Consider the following 15499-nt stretch of genomic DNA (forward strand, 5'->3'; position numbering starts at 1 on the left):
ATGTGTAAGTAATTATACCGGCAGAGGCAATCGTTGTTCGATAATGCCGCCGCCGAGGCACACTTCGCCATTGTAAAAGACAGCCGACTGACCCGGCGTAACCGCCGCGACTGGCTCGTCGAAAATGACTTCAATACGCTCAGCATCCAGTGCTTTAACGGTGCACGGAATGTCGGTCTGACGATAGCGGGTTTTCACCGTACAGCGCATGGTACCAGTGAACGGTTCGCGATCGACCCAATGCAGCTGTTGCGCCACCAGGCCAACAGACATCAGACGTGGATGTTCATGGCCCTGAGCGACAACCAGAATGTTGTTCTCAACGTCTTTATCCACCACATACCATGGATCTTCTGTCCCTTCTTTCGTTCCGCCAATACCCAGACCTTTACGCTGACCCAGAGTGTGGTACATCAGCCCCTGATGCTGGCCAATCTCTTCACCATCAACGGTGATGATTTTGCCTGGCTGAGCCGGCAGGTAGCGACCAAGAAATTCGCGGAACTTACGTTCACCAATGAAGCAGATGCCGGTGGAGTCTTTTTTCTTGGCCGTAATCAGACCAAGGTCTTCGGCAATTTTACGCACCTGCGGTTTTTCCAGTTCACCGACCGGGAACAGGCTTTGCGCGATTTGCTCATGGCCGAGCGTATAGAGGAAATAACTTTGGTCTTTATTACCATCGAGCCCACGCAGCAGGCGACTTTTGCCGTCGACATCTGCGCGACGCACGTAGTGACCGGTGGCGATGTAATCGGCACCTAAATCTTCGGCGGCAAACTCAAGGAAGGCTTTAAACTTAATTTCTTTATTACACAGAATATCCGGGTTCGGCGTACGGCCCGCTTTGTACTCTTCAAGGAACAGTTCAAAGACGTTGTCCCAGTATTCTGCGGCAAAGTTGACGGTATGCAGTTCAATGCCGAGTTTGTCACAGACAGCCTGTGCATCCGCAAGGTCGGCGGCCGCTGTGCAGTATTCCTCGCCATCGTCCTCTTCCCAGTTCTTCATGAACAGGCCTTCTACCTGATAGCCCTGTTGTTGTAACAGCCAGGCAGAAACGGAGGAATCGACACCGCCGGACATGCCGACGATCACTTTTTTTGGGCTTTCAGACATAGGAATACTCACAACATTGAACTTCAAGGCGGCATATTCTAGCACGCAGCCCTTTACTTGACACCCTCTGTAAACGGCCAGTTAAATTCACCGATCATGGACAGCGGGTAGCGCTGGCCGCTCTGATAACAGCGAATACTCTCTGCAACCAACGGCGAACGCAGGTTTGGCGCAGAGAAAATCTCTTCTGCGCTGACCCAACGACAGCAATCAATATCGCTGTCATGGGGTTCAGTAGCGCACATATTGGCAAGCTCGATAGAGAAAAGAAAACGCAAGAAGGGCGTTCTGTCCGGTGCAATCCATTGATGCATACGAACAAAATGCTGTGGCTGTGCTTTAATGCCCGTTTCTTCCCATAGTTCGCGTGCTGCGGCTTGCACCAGCGTTTCGTCGGCTTCCAGGTGTCCTGCGGGTTGATTCCACAAGGCCTTGCCATTGATCGTTTCTTCAACGACTAAGAATTTATCTTCTGCATGCACAATGCAGGCGACCGTGACGTGCGGTTTGAACATGTTTCCCCCTTATTCCTCAGCAAAACCTTCGGCAACATCTGGCCAACTAATTTCACCGCTGGTCTTGTCGATACTGATATAAGCCACAGGAGGCGACGTTTGTGGGTCGGCCCCTCCGCGACACAATGCAGTTTGATGATCCTCGCGTACGATAATCTCAATGGCCTTTTTAGCATTCCAGCTTTCATAAAAAATGCATTGATAGTCCGGGCGAAGGCTGAGGGTCGCGACTCGTGTAGCTTCGTCTGTCGATAATGGATTGATATCATAGCGGTAGTTATCACCGCTGTTTAAAGGCTGGAGTTGTGACTTTTTCAACCAGCCGCGTACGATATGGCGATCGGCGGTGTAATAAACCGCTTCAATAAAGTCATCTTTTGACTGCTCTTGTGTGGAAATAATGTCGCCGGGAACCAAAAAAACGGACTGGCTGCGGCACTGTTCCGTTGGCATGGTATAAAACCAGGCGCGATCGTTGCCTGTAACCTGATAATGATTATCAGCAACGGGGGGCATTCTTTCGCGTTGCGGCATCTCTTTGTGCGCCCATTTCTTACAGGCCGGATTTACGGATAAGGGAGTCGTCAGAGGTACCAGGCCTTCAGCCGCGACCCAGCCTGTGGCGAACATGCCTTTGGCATCACGGTATCGAACATAGCGAAAAGTATGAACGGGAGCGTCTGCTGATTGGGCCGATCGCGCTTCTCTTAACACCTCTACCGTATTGCCGTTGACCAGGAAAGCAGGGAGCTGACATTCAACATCTGGTGCGGAGTTGAAGTGTAGTCGGGAGGTTGTTTTTACCTGAGCGGTTTCATAGAGATAATCAGCCGCGCCTGCTGCGATACCTGCTGCCGCCTCACAATTCTGCGCGGCATAACCCAATGGCGATACGGCACACAGAATGAGTGGCGCGATGAGTCGTTTGTCCATTTCTTTCATTCTTCCTTGTTAATGGCGCTGTAAAGGCCTGATGCTAGAGCTCCCGCCACTCGCCGTTAGCGAGATTTTCCAGCGTGTAATCCCCCATAGCATAGCGAATGAGACGCAGCGTAGGATATCCAACATGTGCTGTCATACGGCGAACCTGGCGGTTGCGGCCTTCATATAAGGTGACTTTCAGCCAGGTGGTGGGGATATTTTTCCGCTCCCGAATCGGCGGATTTCTCGGCCACAGCCATACGGGTTCCTCTACTACCTCAATGCCTGCGGGTAGCGTGGGGCCATCATTGAGCGTTACTCCGGTACGCAGGGCGTCCAGCGCTTCTGCTGTCGGCTCGCCTTCAACCTGGACGTAATAAATTTTCCCGGTACGCTTACCGGGTTGCGTTAACCGCGCCTGCAGTGCGCCGTCATTGGTCAGCACCAAAAGCCCTTCGCTGTCCCGGTCGAGTCGGCCCGCCGCATAAATTCCCGGCAAGGGAATAAAATCTTTTAACGTGCTTCTGCCAGCCTCGTCAGTAAATTGTGGCAAAACATCGTAGGGTTTATTGAACAAAACCACGCGTTTTGGCTGGTTTTCTTTACGCTGCTTAGTGACTTGTCGTGAGCTGAATCGCTCAACCCGGTGATTTCTAAAAGAAGTTTTTTGCATGGTATTTTCAGATTATATCAATTGCCGCATTATAGCCTAAGAACGAGTGTCTTTCATGGCGACGAACATTAGGGTAGTATTGACATGCTCATTACAAAACATTAACAAAAAATTGCTCTAACGCATTCGTGCAGCAGGACGCAAACGCACATGCAGCGCGATGACAGACGAGCAGAACCAGAAGCGCTCGAAGGAGAGGTGAATGGAAAGCAAAGTAGTTGTTCCGGCGGAAGGTAAGAAGATCACCCTGCAAAACGGCAAACTCAACGTTCCTGAAAATCCGATTATCCCGTTCATTGAAGGCGACGGTATCGGCGTTGATGTAACCCCACCGATGATCAAAGTTGTCGATGCTGCTGTCGAGAAAGCCTATAAAGGCGAGCGTAAAATCTCCTGGATGGAAATCTACACCGGCGAGAAATCCACTCAGGTTTATGGCCAGGACGTCTGGCTGCCTGCTGAAACCTTAGATCTGATTCGTGAATATCGTGTTGCCATTAAAGGCCCTCTGACCACCCCTGTTGGCGGCGGTATTCGCTCTCTGAACGTAGCTCTGCGTCAGGAACTTGACCTGTATGTCTGCCTGCGTCCGGTGCGTTATTATCAGGGTACACCAAGCCCGGTTAAACACCCTGAACTGACCGATATGGTCATCTTCCGTGAAAACTCCGAAGATATCTACGCGGGTATCGAGTGGAAAGCTGACTCTGCCGATGCTGAGAAAGTGATTAAATTCCTGCGCGAAGAGATGGGTGTGAAGAAAATACGCTTCCCGGAACATTGCGGTATTGGTATCAAACCGTGTTCTGAAGAAGGGACTAAACGTCTGGTACGTGCAGCGATTGAATACGCCATCGCCAACGATCGTGATTCAGTTACCCTGGTACACAAAGGCAACATCATGAAGTTCACCGAAGGCGCGTTCAAAGACTGGGGTTACCAGTTAGCGCGTGAAGAATTTGGTGGCGAACTGATCGATGGCGGTCCATGGGTGAAAATCAAGAATCCGAAAACCGGTAAAGAGATCGTGGTTAAGGACGTCATTGCCGATGCATTCCTGCAACAGATCCTGTTGCGTCCGGCTGAGTATGACGTGATTGCCTGTATGAACCTGAACGGTGACTACATCTCCGATGCGCTGGCCGCACAGGTTGGTGGTATTGGTATCGCGCCGGGTGCAAACATCGGTGACGAATGCGCACTGTTCGAAGCAACCCACGGTACTGCACCGAAGTATGCAGGTCAGGATAAAGTGAACCCAGGTTCTATCATTCTGTCTGCAGAAATGATGCTGCGCCACATGGGTTGGACCGAAGCGGCTGACCTGATCGTTAAAGGTATGGAAGGCGCGATTAACGCCAAGACCGTAACCTATGACTTCGAACGTCTGATGGATGGCGCTAAGCTGTTGAAATGTTCAGAGTTTGGTGACGCGATCATCGAAAACATGTAATCCACATTCTGGGTTGTATGAGAACGGGAGCCGGTTGGTTCCCGTTTTTTTGTGCCTGATAAATTCTTTCCCTGTCATTTTATCCGCTCAGTACCTAGGGGGATCAGGGCTTGTTGTGGTCTATTTATGTTTGGTTTAGCTAAAAAAAGGCAAAACGAGACTAAAGCCTCCGACATAAAGCGCTGACCAGGTCGCCGCAGAGATCAGACTGACTGCATACACTTTCACTGGATGAAGATGCAACATTCCAGCAACTAATGGCACAATGTAACGCAGCACGGCAATAAAGCGCGAAGTAAAAAGTATCGGTACAGAACTGTTTTGCAACCGGCGTCGAACCCGTACTACTGTATCGGCATGACGCGACATGATGCGTGCCAGCCAGGGTAGATGTCCCATCATCATTCCAAGGTGATAATTAACAATTGTCCCGCACCATGCGCCAATCATTACAGCAATTCCCGCTTCCCATGGCGCAATAGTCGCCTTGCCGACGGAAATTACAGCAACCAACATAACAGATGCTGGCGGTAATACAGCTGAAATGAGGAACGTAGATTTTGCGAATGCTATTCCAAAAAGCAGGCCCCACAGGCTGAAAGGATGAAGCGCGAAATGGCTCATCAACGCGTTTACCCACTCCATCAATGCTTCTCCAGTTAAGGTTCCTTGGCTATTTAACCGCGATACGGCTTAATCAGGCCTCAACACAGATGAATTACTGACTGCTGCACTTAATCCCGGCTGTGACAGCTATCTGCGTATAGCAGCAGAATACAGTTGAGCGGGATAGGGTAAAGGAAGATGAATCGAACGCACTTAATCTGAAACCAGCCACATATCAGCCTCTTCAAACATTTCCTGGACAGTACGGCTTATCTGTTCCTTCTCGTGCTTGCTGGCGTCAGTGTTGATCGCCGGCAATGTCATCATCGGTTTAACACGGACATCAGCGTCGGGGAAAATCCGGTGAACCCTCTTGGTCAATTCGCCCAGAATGATATCTTTTGCACCGGGCAGACCATCAAAATTCCTTTTGTCATAAACGAGTTCCACGAACATTGCTTATCGCCTCTTTGCTGGATGGATATACAGTATTTATACTGTGTTTTTATCCGGTATTCAAGAGAGGGCATAAACATGGGCTTTCCTTCACCTGCGGCAGATTATGTTGAAACACGAATCTCCCTCGACCAGCAACTAATCAGCCAGCCCGCAGCGACTTATTTTATGCGGGCATCGCGTTCACATTTCAGGGAAGGAATACTTCAGGGGGTGCTGTTTGTTGTGGATGCGTCACTTACTGCCTGCGATGGCTCATTGCTGATATGTGCAATTGTAAGTAGCCCGCATAATCGTGCCATTCACATTTAGAGATCATCCGGCATAATCAATCTGCCAAAGCGGACATTGGTAAGCTCATGCAGTATGGATTCACGAAGAACATACGTTATATTTTGTCCTGATTGACACGGGATGAAAGCTCCTGATGGCTCTCTTTTCGCTCGCTGTAACGATCTGCAAGATAACTGGTTTGTCCCTTAAGCAGCAGCGTGATTTTAAACAGCTCCTCGGCTACATCGACGATGCGGTCATACCATGAAGAAGGTTTCATTCGTCCGTTTTCGTCGAACTCTTGCCATGCCTTGGCTACAGAGGACTGGTTGGGGATCGTAAACATCCGCATCCAGCGACCAAGTATACGCATCTGGTTCACGGCATTGAAGGACTGTGAACCGCCGCAGACCTGCATTACCGCAAGTGTTTTGCCCTGCGAAGGACGAATCGCTCCTTCACTTAAGGGGATCCAGTCAATCTGCGCCTTCATGACTGCGCTCATAGCACCGTGCCGTTCCGGAGAACTCCACACCATCCCATCACACCATCTGACCAGACCGCGCAGCTCGGTGACTTTGGGATGCGTGTCCGGCGCATCATCCGGCAGGGGTAAACCGGAGGGGTTAAACAGTTTCACCTCCGCGCCCATCGCCGTCAGCAGGCGACCGGCTTCCTCCGCGGCAAAGCGGCTGTAGGAGCGCTCTCTCACTGAACCATACAGGATCAGAATCCGTGGTGGCTCCTGCACGTTCAGGCGTTCAGCGATGTGTTGATCAAAGCATTCAGTATTCAGGGCAGGAAATTGTTCCATTTTTCTCCTCCAGAGAGAGCAGATGATTTCAAAGTTAATACATATGATTTACCATATGTGTATTCTAAAGGGAACGGAGAGAAAAATGCTACAACCTGTTCAGCTTTTCAAAATTCTGTCAGATGAAACACGGCTCGCCATTGTTATGCTTCTGCGGGAGTCCGGAGAACTGTGCGTGTGCGATATCTGTGCAGCTACCGCCGAATCACAGCCCAAAATATCACGACATATGGCCGTCCTGCGCGAGGCAAAGCTTGTTCTTGATCGTCGGGAAGGGAAATGGATCCACTATCGTCTGTCACCTCATATTCCGGCGTGGGCCGCTGAGACAATCACGACATCCTGGCTGTGCCTTCGGGAGGATGTGCGGGAATGGTTGGCAAAGTCGGCCTGTACCTCCTGCTGAGGCAGGAGAACATATTTACATAATCATATATAACGGAGTCTGAAATGTTTTTGGCAGGGAGTATATTTTTACTGACGCTGGTACTGGTGATCTGGCAACCCAGAGGCCTGAGTATTGGCTGGAGCGCGAGTATCGGAGCTGCGCTGGCGCTGGGAACCGGAGTCATTCATATCGCAGATATTCCCGTTGTCTGGAATATCGTCTGGAACGCGACAGCGGCATTTATTGCGGTCATTATCATCAGCCTGTTGCTCGATGAGTCCGGCTTCTTTGAATGGGCCGCACTGCACGTCTCCAGTTGGGGTAACGGACGTGGCCGCCTTTTGTTTACCTGGATAGTCTTGCTTGGTGCCGCTGTTGCTGCGTTGTTTGCCAATGACGGCGCTGCGCTGATCCTGACGCCGATTGTAATTGCGATGCTGCTCGCACTGGGATTCAGCGAGGGCACGACATTGGCGTTTGTCATGGCCGCAGGATTTATTGCAGATACGGCCAGCCTGCCGCTAATTGTTTCTAACCTGGTAAATATCGTCTCGGCGGACTTTTTCGGTCTGGGCTTTACGCAGTATGCCTCCGTTATGATCCCCGTAGATGTGGCAGCGATTGCGGCCACTCTGGTCATGCTGCATCTCTTCTTTCGCAGGGACATTCCGGCGACGTATGACGTTTCGCTGCTGAAGATGCCTGCCAGTGTGATAAAGGATCCGGCAACGTTCAGGGCGGGCTGGATTGTCCTGTTATTGCTGCTTGTCGGTTTCTTTGTTCTGGAGCCACTGGGGATCCCGGTCAGCGCGATAGCGGCTACTGGCGCAGCAATACTGTTTATAGTGGCGAAAAGAGGTCATGCCATCAACACCGGAAAAGTCCTCCGCGGTGCACCATGGCAGATCGTTATTTTTTCGTTGGGTATGTACCTGGTGGTCTATGGCCTGCGCAATGCAGGGCTTACGGAGTATCTGTCTGACGTGCTGAACCTACTGGCAGAAAAGGGGTTATGGGCAGCAACGTTCGGCACCGGCTTCCTGACCGCGTTCCTGTCGTCGGTGATGAACAATATGCCGACGGTGCTGATTGGCGCACTGGCGATTGACGGGAGCACGGCGACTGGCATCGTCAAAGAGGCAATGATTTATGCCAATGTGATTGGCTGCGATTTAGGCCCGAAAATCACCCCGATTGGCAGTCTGGCAACCCTGCTTTGGCTGCATGTGCTTGCCCAGAAAAATATAACGATTACCTGGGGATATTACTTCCGTACGGGTATTATCATGATTCTGCCCGTGCTGTTTGTCACTCTGGCCGCGCTGGCGTTGCGGCTCTCCATCACTTTGTAATGAGATACAGATATGAGCAACATTACCATCTATCACAATCCTGCCTGCGGCACTTCTCGCAACACGCTGGAGATGATCCGTAACAGCGGCAACGAACCAACGATAATTTATTATCTCGATACGCCACCGACCCGTGATGAGCTGATTCAACTTATTTCAGATATGGGAATTACGGTGCGTGCATTACTGCGTAAGAATGTTGAGCCTTATGAACACCTGGGTCTTGATGAAGAGAAATTTAGTGATGAGCAGTTAATTGATTTCATGCTTCAACATCCGATCCTGATTAATCGGCCGGTAGTCGTTACGCCGCTTGGCACTCGTCTTTGCCGCCCTTCAGAAATAGTGTTGGATATTCTACCGGAAGGTCAGAAAGGAGCGTTTACCAAAGAGGATGGCGAGAAGGTCATTGACGAAACGGGTAAGCAGATTAAGTAATCTGCCCACTTCAAAATATCGGATGTCTGCTCACGCTATGCGGGCGTCCGGTTTTCGCTCACTGCGGACCTTTAGCTCAGTCAGCAATGTCCGTTGCGTGCCAGGAGCGGACGTTGCTAGTGTCAGCCTATGTTAATCAACAGGGAGCAGGTCAGGTGGGCTCTGTCACCAAAGATTGCTTTCAGTTGGTTCATGTTCCGATTCCCAAACCTAATGAGGCGAAAAATTCATTTATATTAAACGAATTAATATTCTGTTCAGGAATGATATGGACGTAATGCGATGTATTAGCTCATACTTGAGCTAATACACACTGAATAATTAAGCTGCTACAAGGGTATCTATGATTTTTGCGGTTTTTTGTAATAATTGAGCATCAGTAGGAAGAGAAATAACATTCCTATTCTTAGCAATATTTATAATCATTGGTTCAAATTCATTTTTTGCAAACAACGGGCGGTCAGAAGATGCATACATATCTCGCAAAAAATCTGGTACGTCCTTCTCTTTAAATCCATCAATAACTGACTTTGCCTCTTGCTCACTTAACAGATAATTAAAAGCAAGTTCACCAAATGCTTCTTCAACTATTTTAAGCATTTCTTTAGCATCGTCCTCAATAAACTCATCGAGAATAGCTGAAACAGCAGCATTTGCAGCCGTACCACCGGCAAACGCACCTAATAACCCCCCGATGATTCCGCCTGCAGCCGTGCCAACGAAAGGAATAAGTGAACCCAATGCGGCTCCTCCAGCAGCACCTGCCATCCAGCCACCTGTTCCGCCAGCAACTCCAGATGCAGTAGCAGTAACATTCTTAAATAATTGAGCGCCTGAGCATCGGCCCTGAAACATTCGAACAAAATCTACGGAAGATATAACCAGAGTGGTGACAACACCTGTGACGATATTCCCGCGCAAAAGTTTGCTAACGTGGTTCATTGCAGCGGCACCATATATCGCATTACCTGATCGTAAACCATTTGCAATCCATGCGGCAGCTTTAGGCCCCATTTGCTGAACGATCCAATCTGTAGCGCCACGTAAACTTTGTTCTATACCTGTTCTGCCAAGTTGAGCAGTAATGATGCTACTAACCCAGGCTACACCACCCACTTTTAATCCAGCATAGCAAGATGATTCAAGAGCTTTATCCCAGTCTTCGCCATTCCATAGAGCGACAGCGAATGAAACAGCCGCAGAGATTCCCATTGCAGTACCAGCCAACTTAATGCCGTTTATTGCATCATAAGTTAAGCTTTCAATAGTACCAAATTTAGCAATATTCCTTACTTGTTCATATGTGAAGGAACCTTTCCTGACAATATCTTTCGCTAATTCTGGATCTTTTATACCTGGCACCTGATCATTTTTTATTCTATGCTCCATTGCCTTCACCGCATCATCATATTTATCTGACGGTACTTCTATTTGCATAGGGGTACCATCAGTGTTTAAGTAGCGGAAAGTTCCATCTTCAAAACATTCACTGATGCATTTTGAGCCTGAATTACAGTATTTTGTTTGTATGTAAATGCCATCCACCAGTCTGTCAGCGCCATTTTTGACATTGTCACCGCCAACAATCCTTGCATTTTTTCCTGACATCACATCCTTAAGGTGATTCGCTTTTTCAGCAGCAAATCCATGACCTCTGGTTGCCCCAAGGACTACATTGTCTGCGTAATTTTCAGAGCTGCCAATTATACCAGCGGTTGTTCCGACAATATTTTTTTCATTCATGAGGTATATATCCAATCTTAGGCAATAGACATTATATTTACTTGGTTATCGGCATATACATATCACTCTTTAGGAGCTTTACTCAAAAATATCAGCCGTTGTCGGGTTGATGGTGGCATTAATGGTTCCCAACATACTGTAAAGCATAGTTTTTGTTGAGATGTACCGTACTCATCATGGTGTGCAGCCTGAGGGGTAATTTAATTATGGATGGGAATGTAAGTATCCTGCATGATCATACCATTCTCCTTTAGAGGGCCTCTGGCATGTGAGTTAGGCACTGAAGTTATTGCGCTACTTGATGAGCTGCAAAAAGCAGCATTTCCTTCATATCTCAACTGGTATAGGGAACATCTTCCAGACTGGTTAGATGATGTAGCTAAAATATTGTGGATGACCAATAGCTATTAAGCGTGCAGCCCGTTATAGGAAAAGATGTCCGCTCCTCGCTCAAATCGGACCTCTGCGGCAGTAGCAGCTTTACCATCGAGGCTTGCCATTAGCGGTAGTGAGTTGAATGTTCTGGCGTGAAAAACTTGGATTCTTGGCGAAAACTCTTCCCCAAAACTAAAATCAAAGTTTAGATAATCAATGAGTTTAAAATGGTAGCTACTGGCTGATTTGAAAGTAGAGAGGATGATAATTTCAACTTTATCAAATGGTTGCTATGATTTTAGCAATGAAATGTTGCGCCACATGGGGTGGACCGAAGCGACTGACTTAATTGTTAAAGGTATGAAAGGTGCGATCAACGCCAGGACCGTAACCTATGATTTCGAACGTCTGATGGACGGCGCTAAGTTGCTGAAATGTTCAGAGTTTGGTGACGCGATCATCGAAAACATGTAATCCAGATTCTGGGTTGTATAAGAATGGGAGCCGATTGGTTCCCGTTTTTTTACCTGCAAAGTGCTTTCCTGGAACTTAGACTATTAAACTCATTTTAATAGCACTAAAGATTAAATTTTTATCTTTGTCATTACAATTCTATTTATTGATAAAAGATATCCATATCTTTCAATATTTATTTAATTCTATCCGGGTATGAGAACTAACTATAATTGAGTGGTGTTGGTATATTATTGATTGTTAGATGCAAAACAGTCGTTTTAAAAACAAGAAAATATTGGGAGTATATTAAAGGTGGTGGCGTTTTAATGTTGTTTTACTCTAATTTTAAGTCCATTTTTATCAGCATGCTATGATAATTTATTATTCTGAATGCTAATAATGTCCAAAAAAGAACATTTTTCCCGATTGATTTTTTATTACCTTTCTGTTTTTATCTTGGCGACATGCTTGAGACATAAAATTCAAAGCATGACTCCTTATTATGTGTGTAACTTACTATTAGTTGATGATGAAAATGGTTATTAAAATGCTAAGTTTAAAAACGGGTTTAGTGGCTGTTACATTATGTTTTGCTATGACAGTTTATGCAGGAGAAAGCGTAGTCACCGGCGGTTATGTACATACCCGGACAGATGGACAGAACCTTAACGGTCTTAACGCTAAATATGGTTATACCCCAGATGAAAGTGATTTAGGCGTTATAACATCCTTAACTATTTCGGCAAATGACGATAATGATATAGATCGTGGTTATGGTTCTGCATTAGCCGGTGCAAGTTATAAAGTAAATGATGTGATAAAACCTTATGTAATGGTGGGTATTGGGAGAGGTGCGATCAAAGCTAATGGTGAAACTGATACTTCTACAGGTTTTGCCTATGGTGCTGGTATTCAGTTTACCCCCATTGCAGCTTTCACTGTTGATGCAGGCTATGAAGGTTCTAAGGTCTTTGGCGCGCAAGCTAATAGTATTGTAGTCGGCGCCGGCTGGAAATTCTAAGGTTATTTATATGAATAAATTAATGATAATACTGGTTGCATTTTCTACTGTTTCTTTGATGTCTGGTTGCGTATCAGAAGAACAACGCTTAGCAAAGTGCGAAGCGAAGGGAATTAGCCGTGATGTTTGTTATCACGAAGAAAAAGAATATTGGAATAATTACAGTGCTAACATGAGTCGACTGCAGGCTGCTAATACACAAGCAGATGCTTTTAAAGAGTCTATGAGTGATCGCAAGAAGCATAAGCATTATGATGACGATTAATATTTTAGACCACGTACATACTGTCTTGAGTGCTTATTTTCTTAACATTATAATCATTTATTAATTATTCAAATGCTTATGCTCAGGAATCACTCTCAAAAGCGTATTTTTTTCTGTATATAGTGATGAAATAATGCAGCGCCAGTATGGACTGCAATCAGAAGTAACAGATATTAGCGAGTTGACTCCCCCCAAGGCCAGAGGTATTTATGATAACAATGGCCTTACTTTGGTTTGAGAAAAACGCTTCGCCTGCTGAATGCAATCATTCTTTTGATGAAAGTTTGTATGGGAATACGTGCAGGGCATTGGCTGCAATGGGGTAAACACCAAGGCCTTCTGTTCGAGCTTTAATTTCCTCGAATGAGAGTGAAGGGGAAGGTTCTCGTCCTCCCCACAGATTAATACCTTCAGGAACATCGTCCCGACTGTACTCCTCGGCGATCTCAATAGTTCCGCCGCTATTCAATTCGATCACGACGCTTTTTCCGTCAACAGGAATGAGATTCCCTTCATTGTCAGTGATAAAGATTTTCATTTGCTTACCTCTTATTAGTACATTCATATGATAGCAAAATCGGAAGGAGGGATGTCATTATTGTTATGATCTTTTCAGGGTTAATTTTATATAAAAATCAATTTCTTATGTTGTGGCTTTGGAAGTGTGACTGGGCGCATGGCGACTTTTGATTCTATCTACCATGCTCTGTAGAGATAAACTAGAACACGTCAATGCTCATCGCAACGACTGATCAGTTTTCGCCACGGGACATGAGAATGCGCAAAGTACTTTTACCGGTAACCGCTGCGGTGTGTCTTTTTTTGATCGGTGTTTTTATTCTTAATATGCAGCTTTGGTATTCCTCTTCGACAGAAACCCTTGGAGGAGCCAGATATGCCGCGAAAAATATGGATAACATACTGGATGAAGCTTTCCAGGCAACTCGAACCGCTATGCACATCGCCCTCATTTGCGAACGCTGATCATTATCCGACAGGGGAAGCTTTGGTGTACGTCACTGCCAGGTAATCGGATCTTGCTTAAGCAAATTCCGGTGATTGCTGATACAAATTTGCTGCTTACTCCCGCAAGAAATACGGAAAATGAGATACCCGTTCTGCTGTATCAAACTCGTTTTCAAACCAACCACATCATTGTCACCATTAGCGGGGTGCATATCCGTGGAGCATTGAATGTTCCGTTAAAGGGGGTGACATATTCACTACTCGTAGGTGACGAAGTGCTTGGTTTATTGGGCGATGTGGAAACCGTTACAGCAAGCTCACAGATGTCTGGTCAGGTGAATTCCGCAAAGTATCCGTTCAGCATTATTTATAATGAACCGCCATTGTTTAGTGCAAAAAGGCTGGTTACACAAGGTTCAGGGATTCTGGTTTTTATCCTGTTAATATCTTTCGCAGCCGCTTATGCCATTGATAAATATCTAAATAAGAACGATACCCCAGAAGAAACGTTGCGCAGAGCGATAGTAAAAGGAGAGATCGTGCCTTTTTATCAACCTATCGTAAATGGTCGTGAAGGGACGTTACGCGGTGTTGAAGTACTGGCCCGATGGAAACATCCAAAAGCCGGATATATCTCTCCTGCCTCCTTCATTCCCGTCGCCGAAAAATCAGGCCTGATAGTGCCACTAACTCAAAGTCTGATGAGGCAGGTTGCGGCGAATATGAACGCCATTGCCAGCAAACTGCCATCTGGATTCCATGTTGGTATTAACTTCAGCGCATCCCATATCACTTCCCCTACATTTGTTGAAGAGTGTCTGAAATTCAAAGATAGCTTCAGCCGCCATGATCTCAACCTGGTGATTGAAGTTACTGAGCGTGAGCCATTACATGTAGATGAAGAACTTGTGCAGAGGCTCAATATCCTGCATGAAAATGGCTTTGTGATTGCGCTTGATGATTTTGGTACGGGCTATTCTGGGCTTTCTTATTTGCATGACCTGCACATTGATTACATTAAAATCGATCAGAGCTTTGTGGGAAGGGTTAATGAGCTTCCCGATTCAACCCGAATTTTGGATTGTGTTCTCGACCTGGCGCGCAAGCTGTCTTTAAGCATCGTTGCAGAAGGAGTTGAAACGAAGGCTCAGCTCGATTATCTCAACAAAAACAACATTGTTTTCCTGCAAGGGTACTATTTCTATAAACCAGTAACCTTCACTGAGTTCGTCATGATTCTGCTGGCAAAGCCTAAAGTGAAGGTTTTTGTCGAATAAGTACAGGATAACCTTATTGATGAAAAGGGGGTATGAAATCTGCTTCGGGAGTAAAAATCCGATGATTATCTTTATCGTGAGACAAATCTCAGATTCTGTTATTTAAAATCTATACCCTTATCGATGTGGTGGTTATTTGTGTTTTCATATACAGCAACTGGATAATGGCATGGCAGATATAACATTCGCGATGGAGCGTGATTCAAGTCACAGTGCAGCGAAAAAAGAGTTGGATGTGCGAAACAATACGAAGTACACAAACCGCAACCAGCTTGCGATTGCCGCAGTACTGTTTTTAGGTGGTGTCGTCGGGGTTATTGTTTTGGCATTGTATCTAATGGCGCAAGAAGGGGTGTTTCTGTATTAATTGTTTAAATATTCTTACCGT

Annotated in this window: 16 protein-coding genes and 4 pseudogenes; 10 read left to right on the forward strand and 10 right to left on the reverse strand. The window is 46.6% G+C overall.

Features of this window, described 5'->3' with window-relative positions; all coding sequences use genetic code 11:
• Positions 1-12 precede the first annotated feature (12 nt).
• The 4 genes from mnmA to rluE are packed head-to-tail and all read right to left on the reverse strand — an operon-like array spanning position 13 to position 3228.
• Positions 13-1119 carry a tRNA 2-thiouridine(34) synthase MnmA gene (mnmA, locus tag OGV89_RS21460; RefSeq protein WP_003832402.1) on the reverse strand — a complete coding sequence of 369 codons (1107 nt, stop codon included), beginning with the start codon at positions 1117-1119 and terminating at the stop codon, positions 13-15.
• Positions 1120-1172: 53 nt separating this feature from the next.
• Positions 1173-1634, reverse strand: coding sequence for an NUDIX hydrolase (locus OGV89_RS21465; RefSeq protein ID WP_016150068.1), 462 nt, complete (start codon positions 1632-1634; stop codon positions 1173-1175).
• A gap of 9 nt (positions 1635-1643) precedes the next feature.
• Complete coding sequence (locus OGV89_RS21470) at positions 1644-2576, reverse strand: hypothetical protein (protein ID WP_057101692.1); 933 nt, start codon at positions 2574-2576, stop codon at positions 1644-1646.
• 34 nt (positions 2577-2610) lie between these two features.
• Positions 2611-3228 carry a 23S rRNA pseudouridine(2457) synthase RluE gene (gene rluE / locus OGV89_RS21475; RefSeq protein WP_003846701.1) on the reverse strand — a complete coding sequence of 206 codons (618 nt, stop codon included), beginning with the start codon at positions 3226-3228 and terminating at the stop codon, positions 2611-2613.
• A gap of 202 nt (positions 3229-3430) precedes the next feature.
• Between rluE and icd the strand changes: the two genes are divergently transcribed.
• Positions 3431-4681 (forward strand): NADP-dependent isocitrate dehydrogenase, encoded by a 1251-nt coding sequence (gene icd, locus OGV89_RS21480; protein ID WP_003841892.1) that lies wholly within the window; start codon positions 3431-3433, stop codon positions 4679-4681.
• Between the two features lie 135 nt (positions 4682-4816).
• Here the strand turns inward: icd and OGV89_RS21485 are convergent, their stop codons facing one another.
• Together OGV89_RS21485 and OGV89_RS21490 are read right to left on the reverse strand one after the other, a co-directional pair.
• Positions 4817-5326, reverse strand: a complete 510-nt coding sequence (locus OGV89_RS21485) for a DedA family protein (protein ID WP_003030767.1) — start codon at positions 5324-5326, stop codon at positions 4817-4819.
• Positions 5327-5500: 174 nt separating this feature from the next.
• Positions 5501-5743 carry a DinI family protein gene (locus tag OGV89_RS21490; RefSeq protein WP_003840850.1) on the reverse strand — a complete coding sequence of 81 codons (243 nt, stop codon included), beginning with the start codon at positions 5741-5743 and terminating at the stop codon, positions 5501-5503.
• Between the two features lie 78 nt (positions 5744-5821).
• Here OGV89_RS21490 and OGV89_RS21495 point away from each other — a divergent pair.
• A pseudogene (locus tag OGV89_RS21495) lies at positions 5822-6019 on the forward strand (S24/S26 family peptidase); the annotation flags it as partial.
• Positions 6020-6131: 112 nt separating this feature from the next.
• Here OGV89_RS21495 and arsH read toward each other — a convergent pair.
• Positions 6132-6830, reverse strand: coding sequence for an arsenical resistance protein ArsH (gene arsH, locus OGV89_RS21500; protein ID WP_003846699.1), 699 nt, complete (start codon positions 6828-6830; stop codon positions 6132-6134).
• An 85-nt stretch (positions 6831-6915) separates the two neighbouring features.
• Between arsH and OGV89_RS21505 the strand changes: the two genes are divergently transcribed.
• From OGV89_RS21505 to arsC, 3 genes are read left to right on the forward strand one after another with little or no spacing between them, the layout of a single operon-like run.
• Positions 6916-7236: a transcriptional regulator gene (locus OGV89_RS21505; protein WP_003030762.1), complete on the forward strand. Its 321-nt coding sequence runs from the start codon at positions 6916-6918 to the stop codon at positions 7234-7236.
• A 44-nt stretch (positions 7237-7280) separates the two neighbouring features.
• Positions 7281-8570: an arsenic transporter gene (locus OGV89_RS21510; RefSeq protein ID WP_003846696.1), complete on the forward strand. Its 1290-nt coding sequence runs from the start codon at positions 7281-7283 to the stop codon at positions 8568-8570.
• Positions 8571-8582: 12 nt separating this feature from the next.
• A complete protein-coding gene (gene arsC / locus OGV89_RS21515; RefSeq protein ID WP_003030760.1) occupies positions 8583-9008 on the forward strand; it encodes a glutaredoxin-dependent arsenate reductase in 426 nt (141 codons plus the stop codon).
• 321 nt (positions 9009-9329) lie between these two features.
• Here the strand turns inward: arsC and OGV89_RS21520 are convergent, their stop codons facing one another.
• On the reverse strand, positions 9330-10751 hold the full coding sequence (locus tag OGV89_RS21520; RefSeq protein ID WP_003846693.1) for a YeeR family protein: 1422 nt from the start codon (positions 10749-10751) through the stop codon (positions 9330-9332).
• Between the two features lie 684 nt (positions 10752-11435).
• Between OGV89_RS21520 and OGV89_RS21525 the strand changes: the two are divergent.
• From OGV89_RS21525 to OGV89_RS21535, 3 genes and pseudogenes are all read left to right on the forward strand, one after another.
• Positions 11436-11600, forward strand: a pseudogene (locus tag OGV89_RS21525) (NADP-dependent isocitrate dehydrogenase); the annotation flags it as partial.
• A 517-nt stretch (positions 11601-12117) separates the two neighbouring features.
• Positions 12118-12603, forward strand: a complete 486-nt coding sequence (locus OGV89_RS21530) for an Ail/Lom family outer membrane beta-barrel protein (RefSeq protein WP_003846689.1) — start codon at positions 12118-12120, stop codon at positions 12601-12603.
• Between the two features lie 10 nt (positions 12604-12613).
• Positions 12614-12868 carry a hypothetical protein gene (locus OGV89_RS21535; RefSeq protein WP_003846687.1) on the forward strand — a complete coding sequence of 85 codons (255 nt, stop codon included), beginning with the start codon at positions 12614-12616 and terminating at the stop codon, positions 12866-12868.
• A 60-nt stretch (positions 12869-12928) separates the two neighbouring features.
• On the opposite strand, the pseudogene OGV89_RS23045 reads toward OGV89_RS21535, so the two are convergent.
• Together OGV89_RS23045 and OGV89_RS21540 are read right to left on the reverse strand one after the other, a co-directional pair.
• Positions 12929-13029 (reverse strand): annotated as a pseudogene (locus tag OGV89_RS23045) (cytochrome b); the annotation flags it as partial.
• Positions 13030-13133: 104 nt separating this feature from the next.
• Positions 13134-13406, reverse strand: coding sequence for a hypothetical protein (locus tag OGV89_RS21540; protein ID WP_003030757.1), 273 nt, complete (start codon positions 13404-13406; stop codon positions 13134-13136).
• 239 nt (positions 13407-13645) lie between these two features.
• Here OGV89_RS21540 and pdeG point away from each other — a divergent pair.
• A pseudogene (pdeG, locus tag OGV89_RS21545) lies at positions 13646-15111 on the forward strand (cyclic di-3',5'-guanosine monophosphate phosphodiesterase PdeG).
• Positions 15112-15280: 169 nt separating this feature from the next.
• Positions 15281-15478, forward strand: a complete 198-nt coding sequence (locus OGV89_RS21550; RefSeq protein WP_003846684.1) for a hypothetical protein — start codon at positions 15281-15283, stop codon at positions 15476-15478.
• Positions 15479-15499 lie beyond the last annotated feature (21 nt).

It is taken from the genome of Citrobacter sp. Cf125 (genome assembly GCF_030333935.1).
GTDB lineage: Bacteria > Pseudomonadota > Gammaproteobacteria > Enterobacterales > Enterobacteriaceae > Citrobacter > Citrobacter freundii.